A 17,825-nucleotide genomic window follows, 5' to 3' on the forward strand; every position below is an offset into this window, starting at 1 on the left:
GCGTTCGCCTGCATTGCCCGAATGGAAAAACCGGTGCGGGGGCTGCGGCTGTTTCCAGCGTACCTCTCGCACCGGTTTTCCATTTGCCCGGACGCCGGGGAGTCATCCCCGATGGCGCGCCCGCTTGAGAAGGATGATGTCAGTCTTCCGCGCTGGCCTCGGCGTCAGGACCGGCCATCATCTCCTCGGCGACTTCATCGGTGCGGCCGCGAATGGCGGCTTCCAACTTGTCGCGCATCTCAGGATTTTCATCGAGATAGGTTTTCGAATTCTCGCGCCCCTGCCCGATACGGACCGAGTCGTAAGAGAACCACGAACCGGACTTCTCGACCACTCCGGCTTTCACCCCTAGGTCGAGAATCTCGCCGGTTTTCGAAATGCCCTTGCCATACATGATGTCGAATTCGACTTGCTTGAACGGCGGAGCAACCTTGTTCTTGACCACTTTCACGCGGGTCGAGTTGCCGATCACTTCGTCGCGATCCTTGATCTGGCCGGTACGGCGGATATCGAGGCGGACCGACGCGTAGAATTTCAGCGCATTACCGCCGGTGGTCACTTCGGGATTGCCATACATCACGCCGATTTTCATCCGCAGCTGGTTGATGAAAATCACCATGCATTTGGAGCGGTTGATCGAACCGGTCAGCTTGCGCAGGCTTTGCGACATCAGCCGCGCCTGGAGGCCGACATGGCTGTCGCCCATTTCGCCTTCGATTTCTGCGCGGGGGACCAGCGCAGCAACCGAATCGACCACCAGAACATCGATCGCATTGGAACGCACCAGCGTATCGACAATTTCCAGTGCCTGCTCACCGGTATCGGGCTGCGACACAATCAGTTCGTCAATATCGACGCCTAGCTTCTTAGCATAGACCGGATCGAGCGCGTGTTCCGCATCGACAAAGGCAACCGTGCCGCCCTGTTTCTGCGCTTCTGCCAGAACATGCAGCGCGAGCGTGGTCTTGCCCGAGCTTTCCGGCCCGTAAACCTCGATCACGCGGCCCTTGGGCAGGCCGCCAATACCCAATGCAATATCCAGCCCCAGCGAGCCGGTGGAAATCGCTTCGACTTCCATCGCCTCTTTCGAGCCGAGCTTCATCGCTGAGCCTTTACCGAATGCACGGTCAATCTGTGCGAGCGCCGCGTCGAGCGCCTTCTGACGATCCACGTTGTTTTCCTTACCTTCTACCAGCTTGAGACTTGCTGCCATGACACGGCTCCCGTTACTTGCCTAGAGGGCTAAAAGATTTGGCCCCAGCTCTTCGTCTGGAGCAGTATGTACCGCGTTTGTTCCAAAAGAACAAGAGCGGAACAAAACTTTTTTGATCCACCCGGAAAGTGGCGGAATTCTGCGGGTTTTGGCGTGTTCTACTCGTCGTCCGGGCGGTTGGCGTTGCGCAATTTCCAGTCAAATTCGCGCATCGCATTGGCGGGAATCGTCACCTCGACCACCAGACTGCCATTCTTCACCCGGCGTTTCTGGCGCGGCCAGCGGACTTCGTAATCGGCAGGGTCGCCAAGCTTCAGCCGCAGCTGCACCGGATGATTGTTGGCATTGCTGATCTGCGCGCGCATCTGCACCCACTTCCCCTTGCGCAATTCATCGGGGTCGTCCTCGCTGGTCCGCGCGCATTGCGAAAACACCTGCGTGCTTTCGCCAATTTCCAGCTCAATGTCCTGCCCCACCGCATAATCACGCATATCGAGTTCGGCGACGAGATGGGTTCCCGCCGGACCGGGTTCGAACAGTGTCACCCCGCCCATGGGCAGCGCCGCGCCCAGCCCCCGTTCTTCCAGGTTCTTCATCGTCAGAAACAGATAGGTCTCGTCGAGCTCGCTGATATCCCGATCGTCATCGCCCGGATTAAACCCGTCATAGGGATCGCAATCGGCCATATAGAGATATTGTGCACGCACTCGCTGCTTGTCGAGAAACGCCACCTGCTTGAGCCCCTGCGCGGCCACATCCACCTGCTCGGGAATGCGGTAGAGCTTGAGATCACCAAGCTGCTCTTCCTTGGCCACCAGCGCGAGCGGTGCGGCAGAATCGAAATTGTCGCGCTTCACACGCGCACCCGTGACAACAATCGGGCTGGCACTTTCCATCATCATTGGCGAAGGTGGCGGAGCCGGCAGCGCCAGATTGTTGTAATAGACCGGCGTTCCCGCCGCGGTGCTTCCGATCGGATAGCATGTCAGCCGCAGGGGCCGCGCGGTTGGCGGATCGGACAATTGTTCAAAATCGCTGGTGATGTTGATTGTCCCGGCAACCGCCATCAGGTCCGCATCGGGAAAGCTTTGCCCATTGTCGTTGAGAATGGTCAGCCATGACATCAGGCGAAGATCCACGTCTCCCTTCGCGCCGGTATCCGCCAAAGTCGCGACATAGTTGGCCTGCCAATCAAACCCCCAGGCGATGTAAGTCAGCTGGACCTGATAGGTCCCGCCCGTTTCATCGCGCGTGTCGATTGAGAACACCGGATTGGCCGACAGCCCGGTGGGCACACGGTCAAAAGTCAGCTTTTCAGGCAGGCCCGAACAGCGCACGGCCTCGTACCCCTCCTGCGTTTGCAGCACCAATCCGCCATCCGCGCGCGTGCGGACGATGGCGGACTCGCTCTGCGTGGCGCCGGTTGCGGGGTTGGTCCGGCTGACGCGCACGCGATTGCCCAATGTCCCGTCGAGCAAAGCCGCCGGAGACAGCAAATCGGCATTGCGGTTTTTCTCTATCGTTCCGCCGGGAAGGCCGGTGACGATCGCGCTGACGGCGACCATCCCTTCGGCAACACCGTCAAACCGGATGGTCGATTCGCCCGCAGGCAAGGTCACCGTCCGCGTTTCGGTAATCATCGCGATGCCTTGCGGCCAATCGCGATCCATCTCTTGGCCAAGATACCGGTCCGGGTCGCGATAGACGGTGATTGCCAGTGCGTCGGGTTCGGATGCGGTGACCACCTCTCGCGCCGTGGCTGGCGCGCAGGCCCCCGCCACCAGCAGAAAGGAAAGAAACAGGCGGCGCATCGTCGCCGCCTTAGTAACGCGTTGCGAAGGTCACGCGAAACTCGCGCTCGCCATTGGCCGGTACGGGGACAACCCATTTGCGATTATCGCTGTTTATCTGCGTTCCGGGCAGGTCTTCGCGCACAATCCGGAAGTCCCGGCTCCACCAGCCCTGATCGAGCCCGGCTTGCACCAGATCGATTTCGACCGGCACCGGTTTGGCGTTGGTCATGGTGTAACGCATGGTCGTTTGCCAATAGGTCACCGGGCGTTCTTCGTTGACCCGCGTGGTTTCGACCCCGTCTTCGATCACGATATAGCGCGCGGTCTGGCGCCATTCGTCTGCGGTAAGCACTTCGCGCTTTTCAACTTCGGCCTGGACCAAAACATCGAATGCGCTGCCGGTCGAAAGCGACAATTCGCTGCCCATCGGCGTGTGGCCGATCCGGTTTTCGCCGATGAATTGCGGGGTGCCTTTGCTGTCACGCTGATAGAAACGCACCGTGCCGGCGGGCAAAGCATCGCCCAGCCCGTCGGCGCTGGAGGTGGAAAAAGCGATATCGGTGGACACATTGACCGGATTGCTTTCGTTGCGCATCCAGCCGATCGTCCTACGATACACCTTCTTTGCCGAAACGCCCTGCACATCGAGAAAGCTGACCTGCTTGGTCTGCTGGTTGGCAATCGTGGTCCGCGCATCAATCGGATAGAGATAGAATTCGCCGATTTGTTCGCGATTGGCGCTCTCGGTCCCCGCTCTCACCAGATTGCGATTGTTGTTGCGTGCGCCCGCATTGGGGTTCCCGGCAACCAGCAAAGTGTCGGCATTATGAAAAGTTGTGCCAGTGGTGTTGGTCAGGGTTACCCAGCCCTGCATGTCGATGCTGCCTGCACCTTCGTCATAAAGCGCGACATAGTTGGACGTCCAACCGAGCCCGGGTGTCAGATAGCGGATCGATGCCGGGCGCGTCCCCGCCCGGTCGCTCAAGACATTGACCGACAGGGTCGGCCGCGCGCGCAGATTGGGCGGCACCCGGTCGAACACCGCGCGCACCGGCAAGCCATCATCGCGCAACACCTCTATCCGGTTGCCGATCTGCACCACCACACCGCCAGCAGTGGAGAGGACTTTGGCCCGCTCGCGCGTTTCTGCACCGGTGGCGGGATTGGTCCGCACCAGCGTGATCGTCTGGCCGATGGCTTTTTCCATCAATTTGCCCGGAGTCAGCAAATCGAAGTCAAAATTCTGTTCCAGAATAGCCGCACCGGGTGCAGCGAAGCTGAGCGTTTCGGGGCGGATTTGCGCCGAAACATCGGGAAATTCGATCCGGCTGCGGCCGCGTGCAATATCCAGCTGGCGAACATCCTGCACCAGCGATTGCCCGTTCTGGTAGATGGTAACCGACACATCGCCCTGCGCGGTAGAATCGGGATCGGCAATCGCGTCAGTGCCGGATTGCGCATGCGATGCTGTGGTCAATGTGAAAGCCAGCGCCGTCCCGAGCAGAGCCGCGCGAACCGAATTGTTCCTGATCATCTTGCAATCCCCTTTGCTTGCAGCGGCTGTTTCACCGCCTCAATCCCTTGCCCGATCCTTGCACAAAGTTGAGCCATGTCAAAGCCATACAAAAAGGGGGCGCAACCATTGGTGCGCCCCCTTTCCTGATTATTGGCTGAACGGCGTCAATTGCGTGACGGGAACACGCCAACCGAGGCCACGCAATAACGCATCACCAGATAGGGCTGCATATTGGGGTGCGACTGATTGCCGCCACCGGACACATCGATATGCAGCGTGCCCGGATGCAACGCGCCGGTAGATGCCGGTGTCGCCGTATCCGAATAGATCGGCGTTGTTGTACGGCCGATGGCATTGCCCGACGGATTGCCCGTATCAGCCTGAGCGGTGTGCTCCGCCCGTACTTGGCCGGTGTGGCTGTGCGCAGGAATCTGCGTGCTGTTCAGCGTAACCGTTTCGGTGCCTGACCGCTGCCCCAATGGGCGCGGCGTCAGGCCCGCGCCGGTGCCCTGGCCAACCACAGTCCGCCCGCGCAAATCGGGCAGCGCAAAAGTTGTCCGGCCATCACCGCCATATGTCGTGCCATATAGCGAAAACAGCGCCTGGTTAGAGTTGATTGGCAAGAGCTGACCTGCTGCATCATATGTGCCGCGAGGACAGAACGTATAACCTGTCAGGCTGAGTTCGCCCAGATAGTCATTGGGCCCTGCACTCGCAGGAGCAGACACGCCCATCATCGCTGCTGGCACCGATGCAATTGCGGCAATTTTCATAAAGTTTTTCATTGGATTTTCCTATTCAAAATACCGGGAGATCAGTTGCGCGACGGGTAAACGCCCTCCAGCACGACGCAATAACGCATCGCCAGATAAGGCTGCATATTCGGGTGCGCCTGATTGCCGCCACCGGATACATCGATATGCAGCGTGCCCGAATGCAACGCGCCGGTGGATGCCGGTGTCGCCGTATCCGAATAGATCGGCGTGGTGGTACGGCCGATGGCATTGCCCGACGGATTGCCCGTATCAGCCTGAGCGGTGTGCTCCGCCCGTACTTGGCCGGTATGGCTGTGCGCAGGGATTTGCGAGGTGATCAGTGTGACCTCTTCGGCGCCTGAACGCTGCCCCAATGGGCGCGTCGTCAGCCCTGGACCGGTGCCTTGGCCAATCACAGTCCGCCCGCGCAAATCGGGAAGCCCCATCGTTGTCCGCCCGTCCCCGCCATAAGTTGTGCCGTAGAGAGAGAACAGTGCCGAATATTGGCTGATCGGGAGCAATTGCCCCGCTGCTTCGGTGCTGCTGCGCGGGCAGAAATTATAGCCCACAAGCATCACTTCGCCGATATATTCGTCTGTGCCGGCTGCCGCCGGGGTCGCGGTGGCCATCAATGCTGCGGGCGCAGCACTAATCATCGCCAATTTCGCAAGATTTTTCATTTAGCTTCCTCCTGAATATGTGACCGACCCAATTGATTGAATCAAGCGCAGCCAATGGCCCCGTCGAGCAGCCCCGCCGGTTACCGATTGCAACTGTTTTGGAGAAAATGCCGCATCCGCTTTGCGCGGACACGCTTACGCGCAGCACAATCGCCATCAGCGATCATTTGACCAGAAGTCCCGGCGCGTACATTCATGCAATCCCCCTGCTTGATTTTATCTTTTTGGGGCGACCTCACGCTCTTGGTAGCACAGATAATCAGCGCAGCAAGGGTTGGCGGGTATTTTGTCGTTTTTGTACGTTTTGTCGTTTTTATACAAAACGTTATTTTGGCTTGAAAGCGATCAAAATCGCAGCACCATCGCGGCGTCTAACCACGTGATTTTGCTAGAACTTCGCCCACCACTTCGCTGATCTGCTGGACGCTGAACGGCTTGGGGACGAAGTGCATATCGTCGATATCGATTTCCTTGCGCAGCTGCTCTTCGGCATAGCCTGACATGAAAATGATCGGCATTTTGGGATGCGCCTTGCGCAGCGCCTTGACCATTGTCGGGCCGTCCATTCCGGGCATGACCACATCGGACAGCACCAGATCGAAGGGACCGCGATTGGCGATGGCGGCCAACCCTTCTTCCCCGTCGCTGGCGGTGGTCACGGTATAGCCAGAGCGGGTCAGCGCGCGCTCACCCACCGCGCGGACCATATCCTCGTCCTCGACCAGCAGGACATTTCCGCCTCCGGACCATTCGCTCGCGGGTTTTTCCGCTTCGGGCTTTGCCGCGGCCACTTCGCCGCGATGGACGGGGAGATAGATGGTGAAACGCGCACCGGCGGGCATATTTGCGCTGCCGGGAATATTGTCAGCAAAGATGAAGCCGCCTGATTGTTTGACGATACCATAGACCGTCGATAGGCCGAGGCCGGTCCCCTTGCCCTGTTCTTTGGTGGTGAAAAACGGCTCGAAAATCTTGCCGAGCACGGCTTGCGGAACACCGCCGCCGGTGTCCTGAACAACCAGAACGGTGTAATCGCCAACGGGAATAATGTCGGTTCCCATTTTCTGGATGTCGCGCGCAGTCACGCGCCGCGTCGCCATCGTCAATTGGCCGGTTCCATCGCCGCTCGCCTGAATTGCATCGCGCGCATTGACCGCGAGATTGACGATCACCTGCTCCAATTGCTGCGGGTCCGCCCGCACCGGCCCGAGATCGCGGTCATGGCGGACTTTAAAAGTAATCTTCTCTCCCAATAGCCGCTTCAGCAGCTGGCTGACTTCGCTCACCACATCGGGCAATTGCAACACTTCGGGACGCAGCGTCTGCTGGCGCGAAAAGGCCAGCAATTGCCGCGTCAGGCTGGCCGCGCGGTTCGAATTTGCGCGGATCTGCTGGATATCGTCATAGTCGCTATCGCCCGGCGTATGGCGCAGCAGCATCAGATCGCAATATCCGATGATCGCGGTCAGAACATTGTTGAAATCATGCGCGACCCCGCCTGCCAACTGCCCGACAGCCTGCATCTTGGTCGCTTGCGCAACTTGCCGCTTCAGTTTCGTTTCTTCGGTGGAATCGGTCAGGCTGAGCAAGACCGCAGCCTCGCCCAATCCGCGAACGCCGGCCAATCCCAGCGACACCGGATCGTCAGGCTGCGCGCCCAGCCGCACCGCCATATCGCCGTTGCTGGCCGGGCCTTTGCCAAACCGGCGCACCGCATCGGCCAGCGCGCTCTTGTCTTCGCGAACCACCAGGTCGGATGGATATTGCGGCAGCCCCGCCTCTTCGCGCTCAACCGCGCGCAAAAATGCCTGATTGCCGAACAGGAAGCGCCCGTCGCGGTCGGTCATGGCGAGGCCGAGCGGCAAGGCCCCGAGCAATGCCTCCAGCTGCGGTGTGGCGGCGGCCCCCGCGCTTTCGCCCTGATTGCCGATGCCAACGCCCTTTTCGAGCAACAGCATCAGCGAGGATGCTTCATTGGCGGCGCTTGGCTGATCATTGGCAAGCGTATCGAGCGGGACCTGCACCAGCGTTTGCGGCGGGCCCTTGCGCCCTTCGCGGGCGAAGAAAATCTGGTCCTGATCGTCGGTGCGCAATTGGGCGACAAATTCCTGCCCTGCCAATGTCGCGCTTGCATCGCCAGAGGCGCGTTCGGCAAAGCCCTGGCTGGCGGCGCGCATCATCCCGTCGGGCGCAACCAGCGCCGCCTCAATGCCCGCGCGCGACAATAATTGCCCCAGCGGCCCGCCGATCCATTCCGCCACATCCTGCGCCGGATCCGCCTCTGCCGAAACGCGCAGCCGCCAGATCAGATAGTCATCGCCCCGCCCCGCCCGTTCGGCCTTGGCGTGCCAGCCCGAGGTGCCGTTCGCGGCAACAAGATCGCGCGCTTCGGCTTGGCCATCGCGCCAGGCTTCGCGCGCGGCGCGCGTCAAAGCCTCCAGCGATTGCCTTTCCAGCTTGAGATTGGGTGGGGAAACATTGTTGCCGAACCAGTCCTCATACAGCCGGTTGGCGCAGGCCAGCCGGTTGGCGCGGTCTGTAATCGCAATCGCCATCCCCGGCTGCTCGATCGCGGCGACGGTCACCGACCAGTCAGGCGGCGCCATTTCATCGCTTTGCGGAACCGCGGTCAGGCGGACAAAAGCATAAATGGCTGCGGCCAATACGATCACGCCGCCGACAAAAGACGCCACCAGAATCGCGCTTTCGCTCACCAGCCATAGCGCTCCGCCGCTCAGCGCAAGCGCGGCGAAAATCACCCCCGCCAACACAAGCTGGTTTGAATCGAACCCGGGAAGCCGAAGCTTAGCGGGCTTGCTTTGCGCTTCACCCACTGCGGTCATGCCTTCGAATCTGCCAACCGATCACGCCGCCGCGCCTGCATCAGCCGCAATTCCTTGCGCCGGCGATGCGCAACGATGAAGCGCCATGCAAAGCTGGAGACGAGATAGCCGATCGCCGCGCCCACAATCGCGAGCACGACAAAGCCGAAAATTGTCACCAGAACGGTCACGCCGACGCCTTCGAACAGATCGACAAACCAGGACCAACGCCCGCTGGCCATTTCCGAGTGCGCCGCGCCGCCGGTCGCGGCCATATCCACTTTCAGGATAAAGCTGCCAACACGGTTGGCGACAACCGCCCAGACCGGAAAGGTGAACGGATTGGTGATGAAAGTGACCAACGCCGACAAAGGCACATTGGCCCGCGCGGGCAAGGCCAGAAACGCGGCCAGAAAAATCTGCCCAACCGGAATGATAAAGCCTGCAAAAACACCCAGCGCCACACCGCGCGGAACGGACCGGCGGGTAAAACGCCAAAGTTCGGGGCTGAGAAAGCGATGCGCAATCGGCGCGAGATACTTGTTTTGCGCCATTTCCTCACGCGTTGGCGTGTATTTACGGATCAAATCCGCAAGGAAAGTCTTGGATGGCATCTTGATCATGGCTGCCCGCACGCAATGCGCGCGCGATGTACATTGCGCAAGCCTGCAATGGAGATTTTAGACGAACCGATCATGACGGAGGATATGGGGTTGGAGCGATGAACCTCAACTTATTAGTTTTGTTTGTTTGGAATGTTTTTTGTTTGTTTTGCCTCAGGCGCCGGAGAATGTTTGTTTTAGGCCCTCAGTCGCCGGGCGCGAGCCATCCGGCTCGCTTGGCTATCCTCGCTTTCGCTCCCTGATGGTCGCTGCGCTGCGGGCGCGCAGTCGCGCTTGCGGTCCGTCCGTTGGCGGACCGGATCAGCGCAATACTGACATGGCTTGGAATGGTCCGACCCGACCCAGACGGGTCGCAAGCGCAACCGCGCGTCGCCCGATAGGGCGGAAGCCTAAGGGAGCGAATGCGACCGCCGGCGCTTGAGGCTAAACAAACAAACGCGCCCGGCGCTTGAGGCCAAACAAAAGCTATCCCCGCTCGCGCATCAGCCTTGCTTTGTCGCGCTTCCAGTCGCGGTCTTTGACATATTCGCGTTTGTCCTGCGCTTTGCGGCCTTTGCCCAGCGCCAGTTCCACTTTCGCGCGGCCGGTCCGGTTGAAATAGATCGACATCGGGATCAGCGTCATGCCCTTGCGTTCCACCGCGCCCATCAGCTTGTTGATTTCACGCTGGTTGAGCAGCAGTTTGCGCGGGCGCTTTGCCTCGTGGTTTTCGCGGTTGCCGTGGCTGTATTCGGGAATGTTGGCGTTGATCAGCCACACCTCGCCATCTTTCACTTCGGCATAGCTTTCGGCAATCGTCGCCTCACCAGCGCGCAAGGCCTTCACTTCGGTCCCTTGCAGCATCAGGCCCGCTTCAAACTTGTCCTCCACCTCATAATCGAACCGCGCCCGCCGGTTTTCGGCGACCACTTTCTGTTTGTCGAAGGTTTCGGGTTTGGGGCGTGCCATGGTGAAAGCGCATTTAGGCGCTGCCGGGCAAGAACGAAAGGGAAGAAGAAACAAAAAGCCGTCCGGTTTCCACCAATTGCAATGTCTTGATCGCGTCACGAAAAGAATGGTACGCGGCGAATGAAATTATCGCCTGATATGAAGAGCTTGAAACGATGAAACTTTTCGCCCGCCTGTTGGCGCCGCTCGCCCTCGCAAGCGTTCCTTTCCTTGCGCATGCCGCACCGACCGTGCCGCTCGAATATTATGGAGATTTGCCTGCGATACAGGATGCGGTTCTCTCCCCCAGCGGCGCGCAGACCGCGCTGCTGGCCACGATTGACGGGGAACGGGTAATCCGCGTTTTGCGGGCGGATGGCACGCCGGTCACGCAGCTGCGAGTTGGCGAGGCAAAAATCCGTTCGATTGAATGGATCGGCGAAGAAGCGATATTGCTGCTGCGCACCGAAACCGACCGCACCCGGTTGGGCCTGGGGCGCGGAAAATATGAATGGCTGCGCGCCAATGTGATCCCGCTGCGCGCGGATCGCCAGCCGGTTTCCGTGTTTGCCAACCAGTCCTTTATGGCCAATGCGGTGCTGGGCTTTCACGGCATTCGCGAAGTCGGCGGGCGTTGGAAGGGCTATTTCGGCGGCTTGCGCATGGGCCGCAGTTCTGGCGAACGCGCGAAGATTTTGCATTATGCCCCCGGCCTTTTCGAAGTCGATTTGCAGAGCGGCGATGTCCGCCAGATCGCGCAGCCGCCCGCCAACGGGATCTGGCGCGACTGGCTGGTTGGCAAGGATGGCAACATTGCGGTGACGTTCGAACGCAACAGCGATTCGGGTGACTGGACCATCGCCAATGGCAACGGAAACACGATTGCCAGCGGCCGCCAGCGTTCGGGCTATATCGACCCGATCGGTTTGGGGGCAACGGGCGAAACGGTCATTTATTCGGTGTATGATGACGATGGCGAAGGGGCGCAGCGGTTCGAAGTTCCGCTATCCGGCGGAGAAAGCGCGCCTGTGTGGCAGGATACCTATATCGACCAATTCTTTCACCAGCCTTTCACCGGACACATTATCGGTATCCTCAATGATAACGGAGCGGCAAAATTGGCCGACACGGCCATGCAATCACGGATCGAGGCCGCGCTCAATTCTCCTTCCGGCGGTGTCACCGAATTGAACGCGTGGACAGCCGATTTGTCCGCTTTCCTGCTGCGCACCAGCGGCAAATATGACAGCGGGACATGGTACCGCTTTACCGCGGGCGACGGGCAGCGCGCGATCATCGGGCTGGAGCGTCCGGCGATACAGGGGCCGGTTATCGGCGATGTCAGAACATTCCAGTACAAAGCTGCCGACGGGCTGGAAATGGAAGCGGTCCTCACTCTCCCGCCCGGAAAAGCCGCGAAAAACCTGCCGGTGATCATGCTGCCGCATGGCGGGCCGACCGCGCATGACGAGCCCGGTTTCGATTGGTGGGCACAGGCATTTGCCGCGCATGGCTATGCAGTGATGCAGCCCAATTTCCGCGGTTCGACCGGCTATGGCGCGGCTTTCCGCGATGCGGGCAATGGCGAGTGGGGCCGCAAAATGCAGAGCGACATTTCGGACGGGCTGCGTGCATTGGCCGATGCCGGTATCGCCGATCCCGATCGCGCTTGCATCGTCGGCGCAAGCTATGGCGGCTATGCCGCATTGGCCGGAGTCACGTTGCAAAACGGGCTCTATCGCTGCGCGGTGTCGGTCAATGGCGTGTCCGATCTGCCGCTGCTCGCGCGCGACGCGGTTCAGGGCAGCAGCAATGTGGTGGAACGCAATTTCGATACGCTGATGGGCAAGGAAACCGACCTCTCGGCGCTATCACCCGCCCGCAATGCAGACCGGGCCGATGCTCCGGTGCTTCTCATTCACGGCAAGGATGACACGGTGGTCCCGTTCGAACATGCCGCCTCGATGGAAGATGCGCTGAAAGATGCGGGCAAGCCGGTAAAGCTGGTATCGCTGGCTGACGAGGACCACTGGCTGTCGCAGGCCGAAACCCGCAAGCAAATGCTCTCGGCAGCGATGGTATTTGTCCGCAAGCACAACCCGGCGGATTGACGGCTTATACCAGTTCCGCATGCTCCAGCGCGGCGTCCACCGCTTTGCGCGCGTGATCGCTGCAGCTGGTTAGCGGCAGGCGCACTTCGTCGGTGATATAGTCGAGCACGCGGCTCATCGCATATTTGACCGGTGCGGGGCTGCTGTCTTCGAACATCGCGTAATGCAGCGGGTACAGCTTGTCATTGAGACGGCGCGCGGCGACCAGATCATTGTCGGCGCAGGCCTTCTGGAATTCGGCGCATAGTGCGGGCGCGACATTGGCTGTCACCGAAATGCAGCCCTTGCCGCCCGCCGCATTGAACGGCAGCGCGAGCTCGTCATTGCCCGAAAGCTGGCAGAAATCGCGGCCAATGCCCATCCGGTGATCGGCCACACGGCTGAGATCCTCGCTCGCATCCTTGATCGCCACGATCTGGTCAGGAAACTTGTTGGCCAGCTCGATCGTCGTTTCGGGCGCGATATCGGTCACCGTCCGGCCCGGCACGTTGTAGAGCACAATCGGCAGGTCGCAATTTTCTGCCAGATGGCTGAAATGCGCAACCAGCCCCGCCTGGCTCGGCTTGTTGTAATAGGGCGCGACGCACAGCCCCGCGCTGGCCCCGGCTTTCTTGGAGAAATTCATGTGCAGCAAAGCGTTTTGCGTATCGTTGCTGCCGCACCCCGCGATCACCGGCACGCGGCCCGCCGCCTGTTCGATGCAGACTTCGATCACGCGGTGATGTTCGGCATTGGACAGGGTGGAGGCTTCACCCGTGGTTCCGCAGGGCACCAGAGCCTTGCTGCCGCACTCTATTTGCCAGTCGACCAGTTTGCGAAAAGCGCCCTCGTCAAACGATCCGTCGCGAAAAGGAGTCACCAGAGCCGGAATTGAGCCGGAGAACATTTGCCTAATCCTATCTTTAGCCTCATGAGAATCAGCAAAAATTCCCAACCAGCAGGCGTTTCATTCAGCGCCTGATAAGGAGCCGTGACCCACTATGTCCAGCATGGACCGCAAACCCCTTCCCCTGATCGCCCTTATTGCCATCCCTACTTTGGCCTTTTCTGCGCCCACTTGCGCGCAAAGCCCGTCAAGCTGGGACCAGGCCCGGCAGGAAATGGCCGCGAGCGCGCCGACCCGCTCTGCGCAGGCTGTCAGCCGCTGGGAACAGCTAAACGCCAACCCGCGCATGCGGTTTGAAGATTACGCCGGTTTCGTTCTGGCCAATCCCGGTTTCCCGCAGGAAGCCAAGCTGCGCACCCGCGCGGAAAACGCGCTCGATAACGAACCGGTGAGCAGCGAGCGTCTGGTCGCGTTTTTCGACCAATACCCGCCGCTGACCAACAGCGCGAAAGCGCGCTATGCGCTTGCTTTGGGTGCGGTTGGCCGCCCCGAAGCGCCGCGTGTGGCATTGGAAGCATGGCGCGGCGGCGAAATGAGCGGGCCGTCCTCTGCCTATCTCGACGGTATGTTCGGATCACAGTTTAGCCAGGCAGATCACGATGCGCGGATGGATGCGCTGCTGTGGCAAGACGACCTCGAAGGCGCGCGCCGCCAGATCACCCGCACTTCGCCCGCCAAGCGCGATCTTTACATGGCGCGTCTGGCCTATCTGAAAGGCGACCAGCCCTCGAGCGTTGGCCTGCCCATCCCGGCATCTGCGCGAAGTGATGCGGGCTTTGTCTACAATCAGGTCCGCCATTTCCGCAGCAGCGGGCAAGGCGGAACCGCAGTCAATATTCTCGCAACTCGCCCGCAGTTTGACGCGCTGCCTTTCGATTCCGAAGCGCTGCTGATCGAAATGCTCAAACTCGCGCGGACCGGCAATGCCCGTCAGGCGCAGCAAATCGCCGCCAAGGTCGATGACATGTTCGAACCGGGCGTTGATATCCGCACCAAAAGCTACCGTATCCGCGATGATTACACCTCGCTGATGTGGCTCGGCGGCACCGAAGCGCTGTGGAAACTGGGCGATGCATCGGCCGCAGCGCCACTGTTCTATCGTTACGGATCGGCCGCGCAAACACCGCAAACCCGATCGAAAGGGTTTTACTGGGCGGGCCTCGCCGCGCAGCGCGCGGGCGATAGTGCCGGCGCAGAACGCTATTTCCGGATGGCGGCCGATTACCCGGACCGGTTCTACGGCATGCTCGCGCTGGACAAGCTGGGCCAGCCCATGCCTTCGCTGGCGGCGCAATTTAACGGGCCGATTGACCCGCAAAAGGCCGCTGCCTTCAGCGCATCCCCCATCGCCAACGCCGTTCGCGAAGTATCGCGCGACGCGCCGTGGAGCACGGGCATCCAGTTCTACCGCACCGTCGCGCAAGCCGCGAAAACGCCCGAAGAACACGCGCTTGTCGCCGATCTCGCCCGCGAAACCGGCCGCCGCGATCTGGCGGTCAACGTCGCCGAAGCGGCGGGCGCAGACGGGCACAAGAACTTTGTCGCTTTCGGCCATCCGACTTTGAACACACCACCAGGCACCAACTGGACCATGGTGCATGCGATCTCTCGGCAGGAAAGCCAGTTCGCACAAAACGCGATCAGCCACGCCGGTGCGCGCGGCCTGATGCAGCTGATGCCCGGCACCGCGCGCGAACAGGCGGGCAAGCTGGGCATGCAGTATATGCGCGCCGACCTAATCGACAGCCCGAGCTATAACATCCAGCTTGGCGATGCCTATTTCGCGCGGATGCTGAGCTATTATGATGGCGCCTATCCGTTGGCTGTGGCGGCCTACAATGCCGGCCCCGGCAATGTGAACCGCTTCCTGCGTTCCAATGGCGATCCGCGCAATGGCAGCATTGACTGGGTCACCTGGATCGAACGCATTCCGATTTACGAGACCAAGAATTATGTCCAACGCGTGCTCGAAAACGCGGTGGTGTACGAACATCTCTATCCGGAAAAAGCGCGCTTCGGAAATCCGCGTCCGGTCAGCTCTTATTTGCGCTAAGCCATGATGCCAGCAGCCCGTCCATTCAGACTGCCGGCAAGCGTCATCGCATGCGTGTTGGCGGCCGGTCTGGCTGCTTTCGCCCCCGCTGCTGCAGCGGCGAAAGACAGTTTGGGCGTGTTCTCCGATTGGGGCGCGTTTCGCGACAGGGACACACCGCGCTGCTATGCCATCGCCAAAGCCGCGCCCAGCAGCCAGCAACGCGATCACAACCCTTTCGCCAGCGTCGGCACATGGCCCGCGCGCAAAGTCCGCAACCAGATCCATTTCCGCCTTTCGCGCAATCTGGCGCGCGGTTCCTCTATCGAACTCAAAGTCGGCACGCGCAGCTTTGCGCTGACCGGATCGGGCGGCAACGCATGGGCCAAAGACCGGCGAATGGACGCGGCGATTGTCGCGGCGATGCGTTCCGCCAACCGTATGACAGTGCGCGCCAAAGACAGCAGAGGACGCAATTTTTCCAACACTTACGATCTTGATGGCGCGGCCACAGCAATGGACGCGGCGACCATCGGTTGCGCGCGGCTGGGCTGATAACGCGCACCGCTAGCTTTCCTGCACTGCCGCGCCTATATCGCGGCCAATCATGGCCGATACAGCTCTTATGTCGATCCCGGGACAAGTCGATCCCGTCCCCGTCGCACGCGACATCACGCCGCGCGCCGATGGGCGTGTGGATCTGATGGGGCTGCCCAAAGCGCGGATCAAACAGCTGTTTGAAGAAGCGGGTCTGGATCCCAAACAGGCCAAGCTGCGCTCCAAACAGGTTTACCACTGGCTTTACCATCGCGGCACAACCGACTTCGCGCAGATGACCGACATTTCGAAGAAGATGCAGCCTTGGATGGCAGAGCGTTTTGTTGTCGGACGGCCCAATGTTGTCGAGGCGCAGCATTCCACCGACGGCACGCGTAAATGGCTGCTCAAAACCGATGACGGTCACGAGTTCGAAATGGTCTTCATCCCCGACGAGACGCGCGGAACCTTGTGCGTTTCAAGCCAGGTCGGTTGCACGCTCAATTGCACATTCTGCCACACCGGAACGATGCGGCTGGTGCGCAATCTGACGCCGGGCGAGATCGTCGGTCAGGTTATGCTGGCGCGCGATGCTTTGGGCGAATGGCCCAAAGGCCGGATGGACATTGCCGATGATGAAAGCGAAAGCGAATATCGCGCGGATGGCCGCCTGCTGACCAATATCGTGATGATGGGCATGGGCGAGCCGCTGTATAATTTCGACCATGTCCGCGATGCCTTGCAGTTGGTGATGGATGGCGAAGGCCTTGCCCTGTCCAAGCGCCGGATCACCCTGTCCACCAGCGGCGTGGTTCCGATGATGTACAAATGCGGCGAAGAAATCGGCGTCAATCTGGCCGTTTCGCTGCACGCCGTGACCAAGGACATTCGCGACGAGATTGTCCCGATAAACCGCAAATACGGCATCGAAGAACTGCTCAAAGCCTGCGCGGATTATCCCGGCGCGTCCAATGCACGGCGGATCACGTTTGAATATGTGATGCTGAAAGACAAGAATGACAGCGACGATGATGCGCGCGAACTGGTACGCCTGATCCGCGAATATGATCTTCCTGCCAAGGTCAATCTGATCCCGTTCAACCCGTGGCCCGGCGCGGCCTATGAATGTTCGGACCCCGAACGGATCAAGGCGTTTTCCAACATCATTTTCGCAAGCGGCATCAGCGGCCCGATCCGCACCCCGCGCGGCCGCGATATCGACGCCGCCTGCGGGCAGCTCAAAACCGCAGCGCAAAAGAAAAGCCGGGCCGAACGGGATCGCGAAGCCGCGGAGGCGGCAGCGACTGCCGATTGACCGCCGATCAAGCCACGATCGAATATTACCAGCGCGAGGCACCGCGCTATGTCAAAGCGTTCGATCATGGCCACAGCCGCCATCTAGATGCGTTTCTCGACCTGCTTTCTCCAAAGGCGGAGATTTTGGAACTCGGCTGCGGCGGCGGGCGCGATACTCTGCGCATTATGGAGCGCGGCTTCGATGTCGACCCGACCGATGGCACGCCTGCCATGGCCGCCGAGGCGACAAAGCATGTCGGCAGGCCCGTGCGCGTGATGCGCTTCGACCAGCTGACCGCCCTCGCCCGCTATGATGCCGTGTGGGCGCATGCCTGCCTGCTCCACGCACCGCGCGCCGATCTTTCGGCAATCTTCGCCGCGATCCACCGCGCTCTCAGGCCAGCGGGCTGGCACTTTGCCAATTACAAGCTGGGCGATGGCGAAGGGCGCGATCTGCTGGGACGGCTGGGCAATTTCCCCACCGCGCAGTGGCTTGAAGAGCTATACGAAGCGAACGGACTTTCCATTCATTCGTCCGAGCAATATCGCGGCAAGGGTGCCGATGGCACGGTCAGGGATTGGCAAGCGATAACCGTTTCAAAGCGCTAACGGCACCGCTACACCCCGAAGGCGC

Annotated in this window: 14 protein-coding genes; 5 read left to right on the plus strand and 9 right to left on the minus strand. The window is 60.4% G+C overall.

All coding sequences use genetic code 11. From position 1 onward, the window contains the following. Positions 1-139 precede the first annotated feature (139 nt). From recA to smpB, 8 genes are all read right to left on the minus strand, one after another. Positions 140-1,213 carry a recombinase RecA gene (recA, locus tag GRI41_RS06985; RefSeq protein ID WP_160604004.1) on the minus strand — a complete coding sequence of 358 codons (1,074 nt, stop codon included), beginning with the start codon at positions 1,211-1,213 and terminating at the stop codon, positions 140-142. A gap of 158 nt (positions 1,214-1,371) precedes the next feature. Continuing rightward, positions 1,372-3,024: a DUF4139 domain-containing protein gene (locus GRI41_RS06990; RefSeq protein WP_160604005.1), complete on the minus strand. Its 1,653-nt coding sequence runs from the start codon at positions 3,022-3,024 to the stop codon at positions 1,372-1,374. Positions 3,025-3,034: 10 nt separating this feature from the next. Beyond that, positions 3,035-4,540: a DUF4139 domain-containing protein gene (locus GRI41_RS06995; RefSeq protein ID WP_235901074.1), complete on the minus strand. Its 1,506-nt coding sequence runs from the start codon at positions 4,538-4,540 to the stop codon at positions 3,035-3,037. 146 nt (positions 4,541-4,686) lie between these two features. Further along, a complete protein-coding gene (locus GRI41_RS07000; RefSeq protein ID WP_235901075.1) occupies positions 4,687-5,307 on the minus strand; it encodes a phage tail protein in 621 nt (206 codons plus the stop codon). Positions 5,308-5,336: 29 nt separating this feature from the next. Further along, positions 5,337-5,957: a phage tail protein gene (locus tag GRI41_RS07005; RefSeq protein WP_160604006.1), complete on the minus strand. Its 621-nt coding sequence runs from the start codon at positions 5,955-5,957 to the stop codon at positions 5,337-5,339. A 371-nt stretch (positions 5,958-6,328) separates the two neighbouring features. Further along, positions 6,329-8,800: a hybrid sensor histidine kinase/response regulator gene (locus GRI41_RS07010; protein WP_160604007.1), complete on the minus strand. Its 2,472-nt coding sequence runs from the start codon at positions 8,798-8,800 to the stop codon at positions 6,329-6,331. Continuing rightward, positions 8,797-9,402 (minus strand): DUF2062 domain-containing protein, encoded by a 606-nt coding sequence (locus GRI41_RS07015; protein ID WP_235901076.1) that lies wholly within the window; start codon positions 9,400-9,402, stop codon positions 8,797-8,799. Before GRI41_RS07015 ends, GRI41_RS07010 begins: the two co-directional genes overlap by 4 nt. A 465-nt stretch (positions 9,403-9,867) precedes the next feature. Beyond that, the gene (gene smpB, locus GRI41_RS07020; RefSeq protein WP_160604008.1) at positions 9,868-10,350 is read right to left on the minus strand and encodes an SsrA-binding protein SmpB; all 483 of its coding nucleotides are present in this window, start codon (positions 10,348-10,350) and stop codon (positions 9,868-9,870) included. A gap of 155 nt (positions 10,351-10,505) precedes the next feature. On the opposite strand from smpB, the gene GRI41_RS07025 reads away from it, so the two are divergent. Next, positions 10,506-12,440, plus strand: coding sequence for an alpha/beta hydrolase family protein (locus GRI41_RS07025; protein WP_160604009.1), 1,935 nt, complete (start codon positions 10,506-10,508; stop codon positions 12,438-12,440). A gap of 4 nt (positions 12,441-12,444) precedes the next feature. Here GRI41_RS07025 and dapA read toward each other — a convergent pair whose 3' ends face one another. Then, positions 12,445-13,326 carry a 4-hydroxy-tetrahydrodipicolinate synthase gene (dapA, locus tag GRI41_RS07030; protein WP_160604010.1) on the minus strand — a complete coding sequence of 294 codons (882 nt, stop codon included), beginning with the start codon at positions 13,324-13,326 and terminating at the stop codon, positions 12,445-12,447. A gap of 94 nt (positions 13,327-13,420) precedes the next feature. Between dapA and GRI41_RS07035 the strand changes: the two genes are divergently transcribed. Genes GRI41_RS07035 through GRI41_RS07050 form a run of 4 tightly spaced genes read left to right on the plus strand, consistent with a single transcriptional unit; the run spans position 13,421 to position 17,800 of the window. Next, positions 13,421-15,379: a lytic transglycosylase domain-containing protein gene (locus GRI41_RS07035; protein WP_160604011.1), complete on the plus strand. Its 1,959-nt coding sequence runs from the start codon at positions 13,421-13,423 to the stop codon at positions 15,377-15,379. 3 nt (positions 15,380-15,382) lie between these two features. Beyond that, positions 15,383-15,913, plus strand: a complete 531-nt coding sequence (locus GRI41_RS07040; protein ID WP_235901077.1) for an invasion associated locus B family protein — start codon at positions 15,383-15,385, stop codon at positions 15,911-15,913. Positions 15,914-15,965: 52 nt separating this feature from the next. After that, positions 15,966-17,210: a 23S rRNA (adenine(2503)-C(2))-methyltransferase RlmN gene (gene rlmN / locus GRI41_RS07045; RefSeq protein ID WP_160604012.1), complete on the plus strand. Its 1,245-nt coding sequence runs from the start codon at positions 15,966-15,968 to the stop codon at positions 17,208-17,210. After that, positions 17,207-17,800 (plus strand): class I SAM-dependent methyltransferase, encoded by a 594-nt coding sequence (locus GRI41_RS07050; protein WP_160604013.1) that lies wholly within the window; start codon positions 17,207-17,209, stop codon positions 17,798-17,800. The genes rlmN and GRI41_RS07050 overlap by 4 nt, the downstream gene beginning before the upstream one ends. The last annotated feature ends 25 nt before the right edge of the window (positions 17,801-17,825 follow it).

Origin of the sequence: Pontixanthobacter aquaemixtae (assembly GCF_009827395.1) — a bacterium.
In the GTDB taxonomy this organism is placed as follows: Bacteria; Pseudomonadota; Alphaproteobacteria; order Sphingomonadales; family Sphingomonadaceae; genus Pontixanthobacter; species Pontixanthobacter aquaemixtae.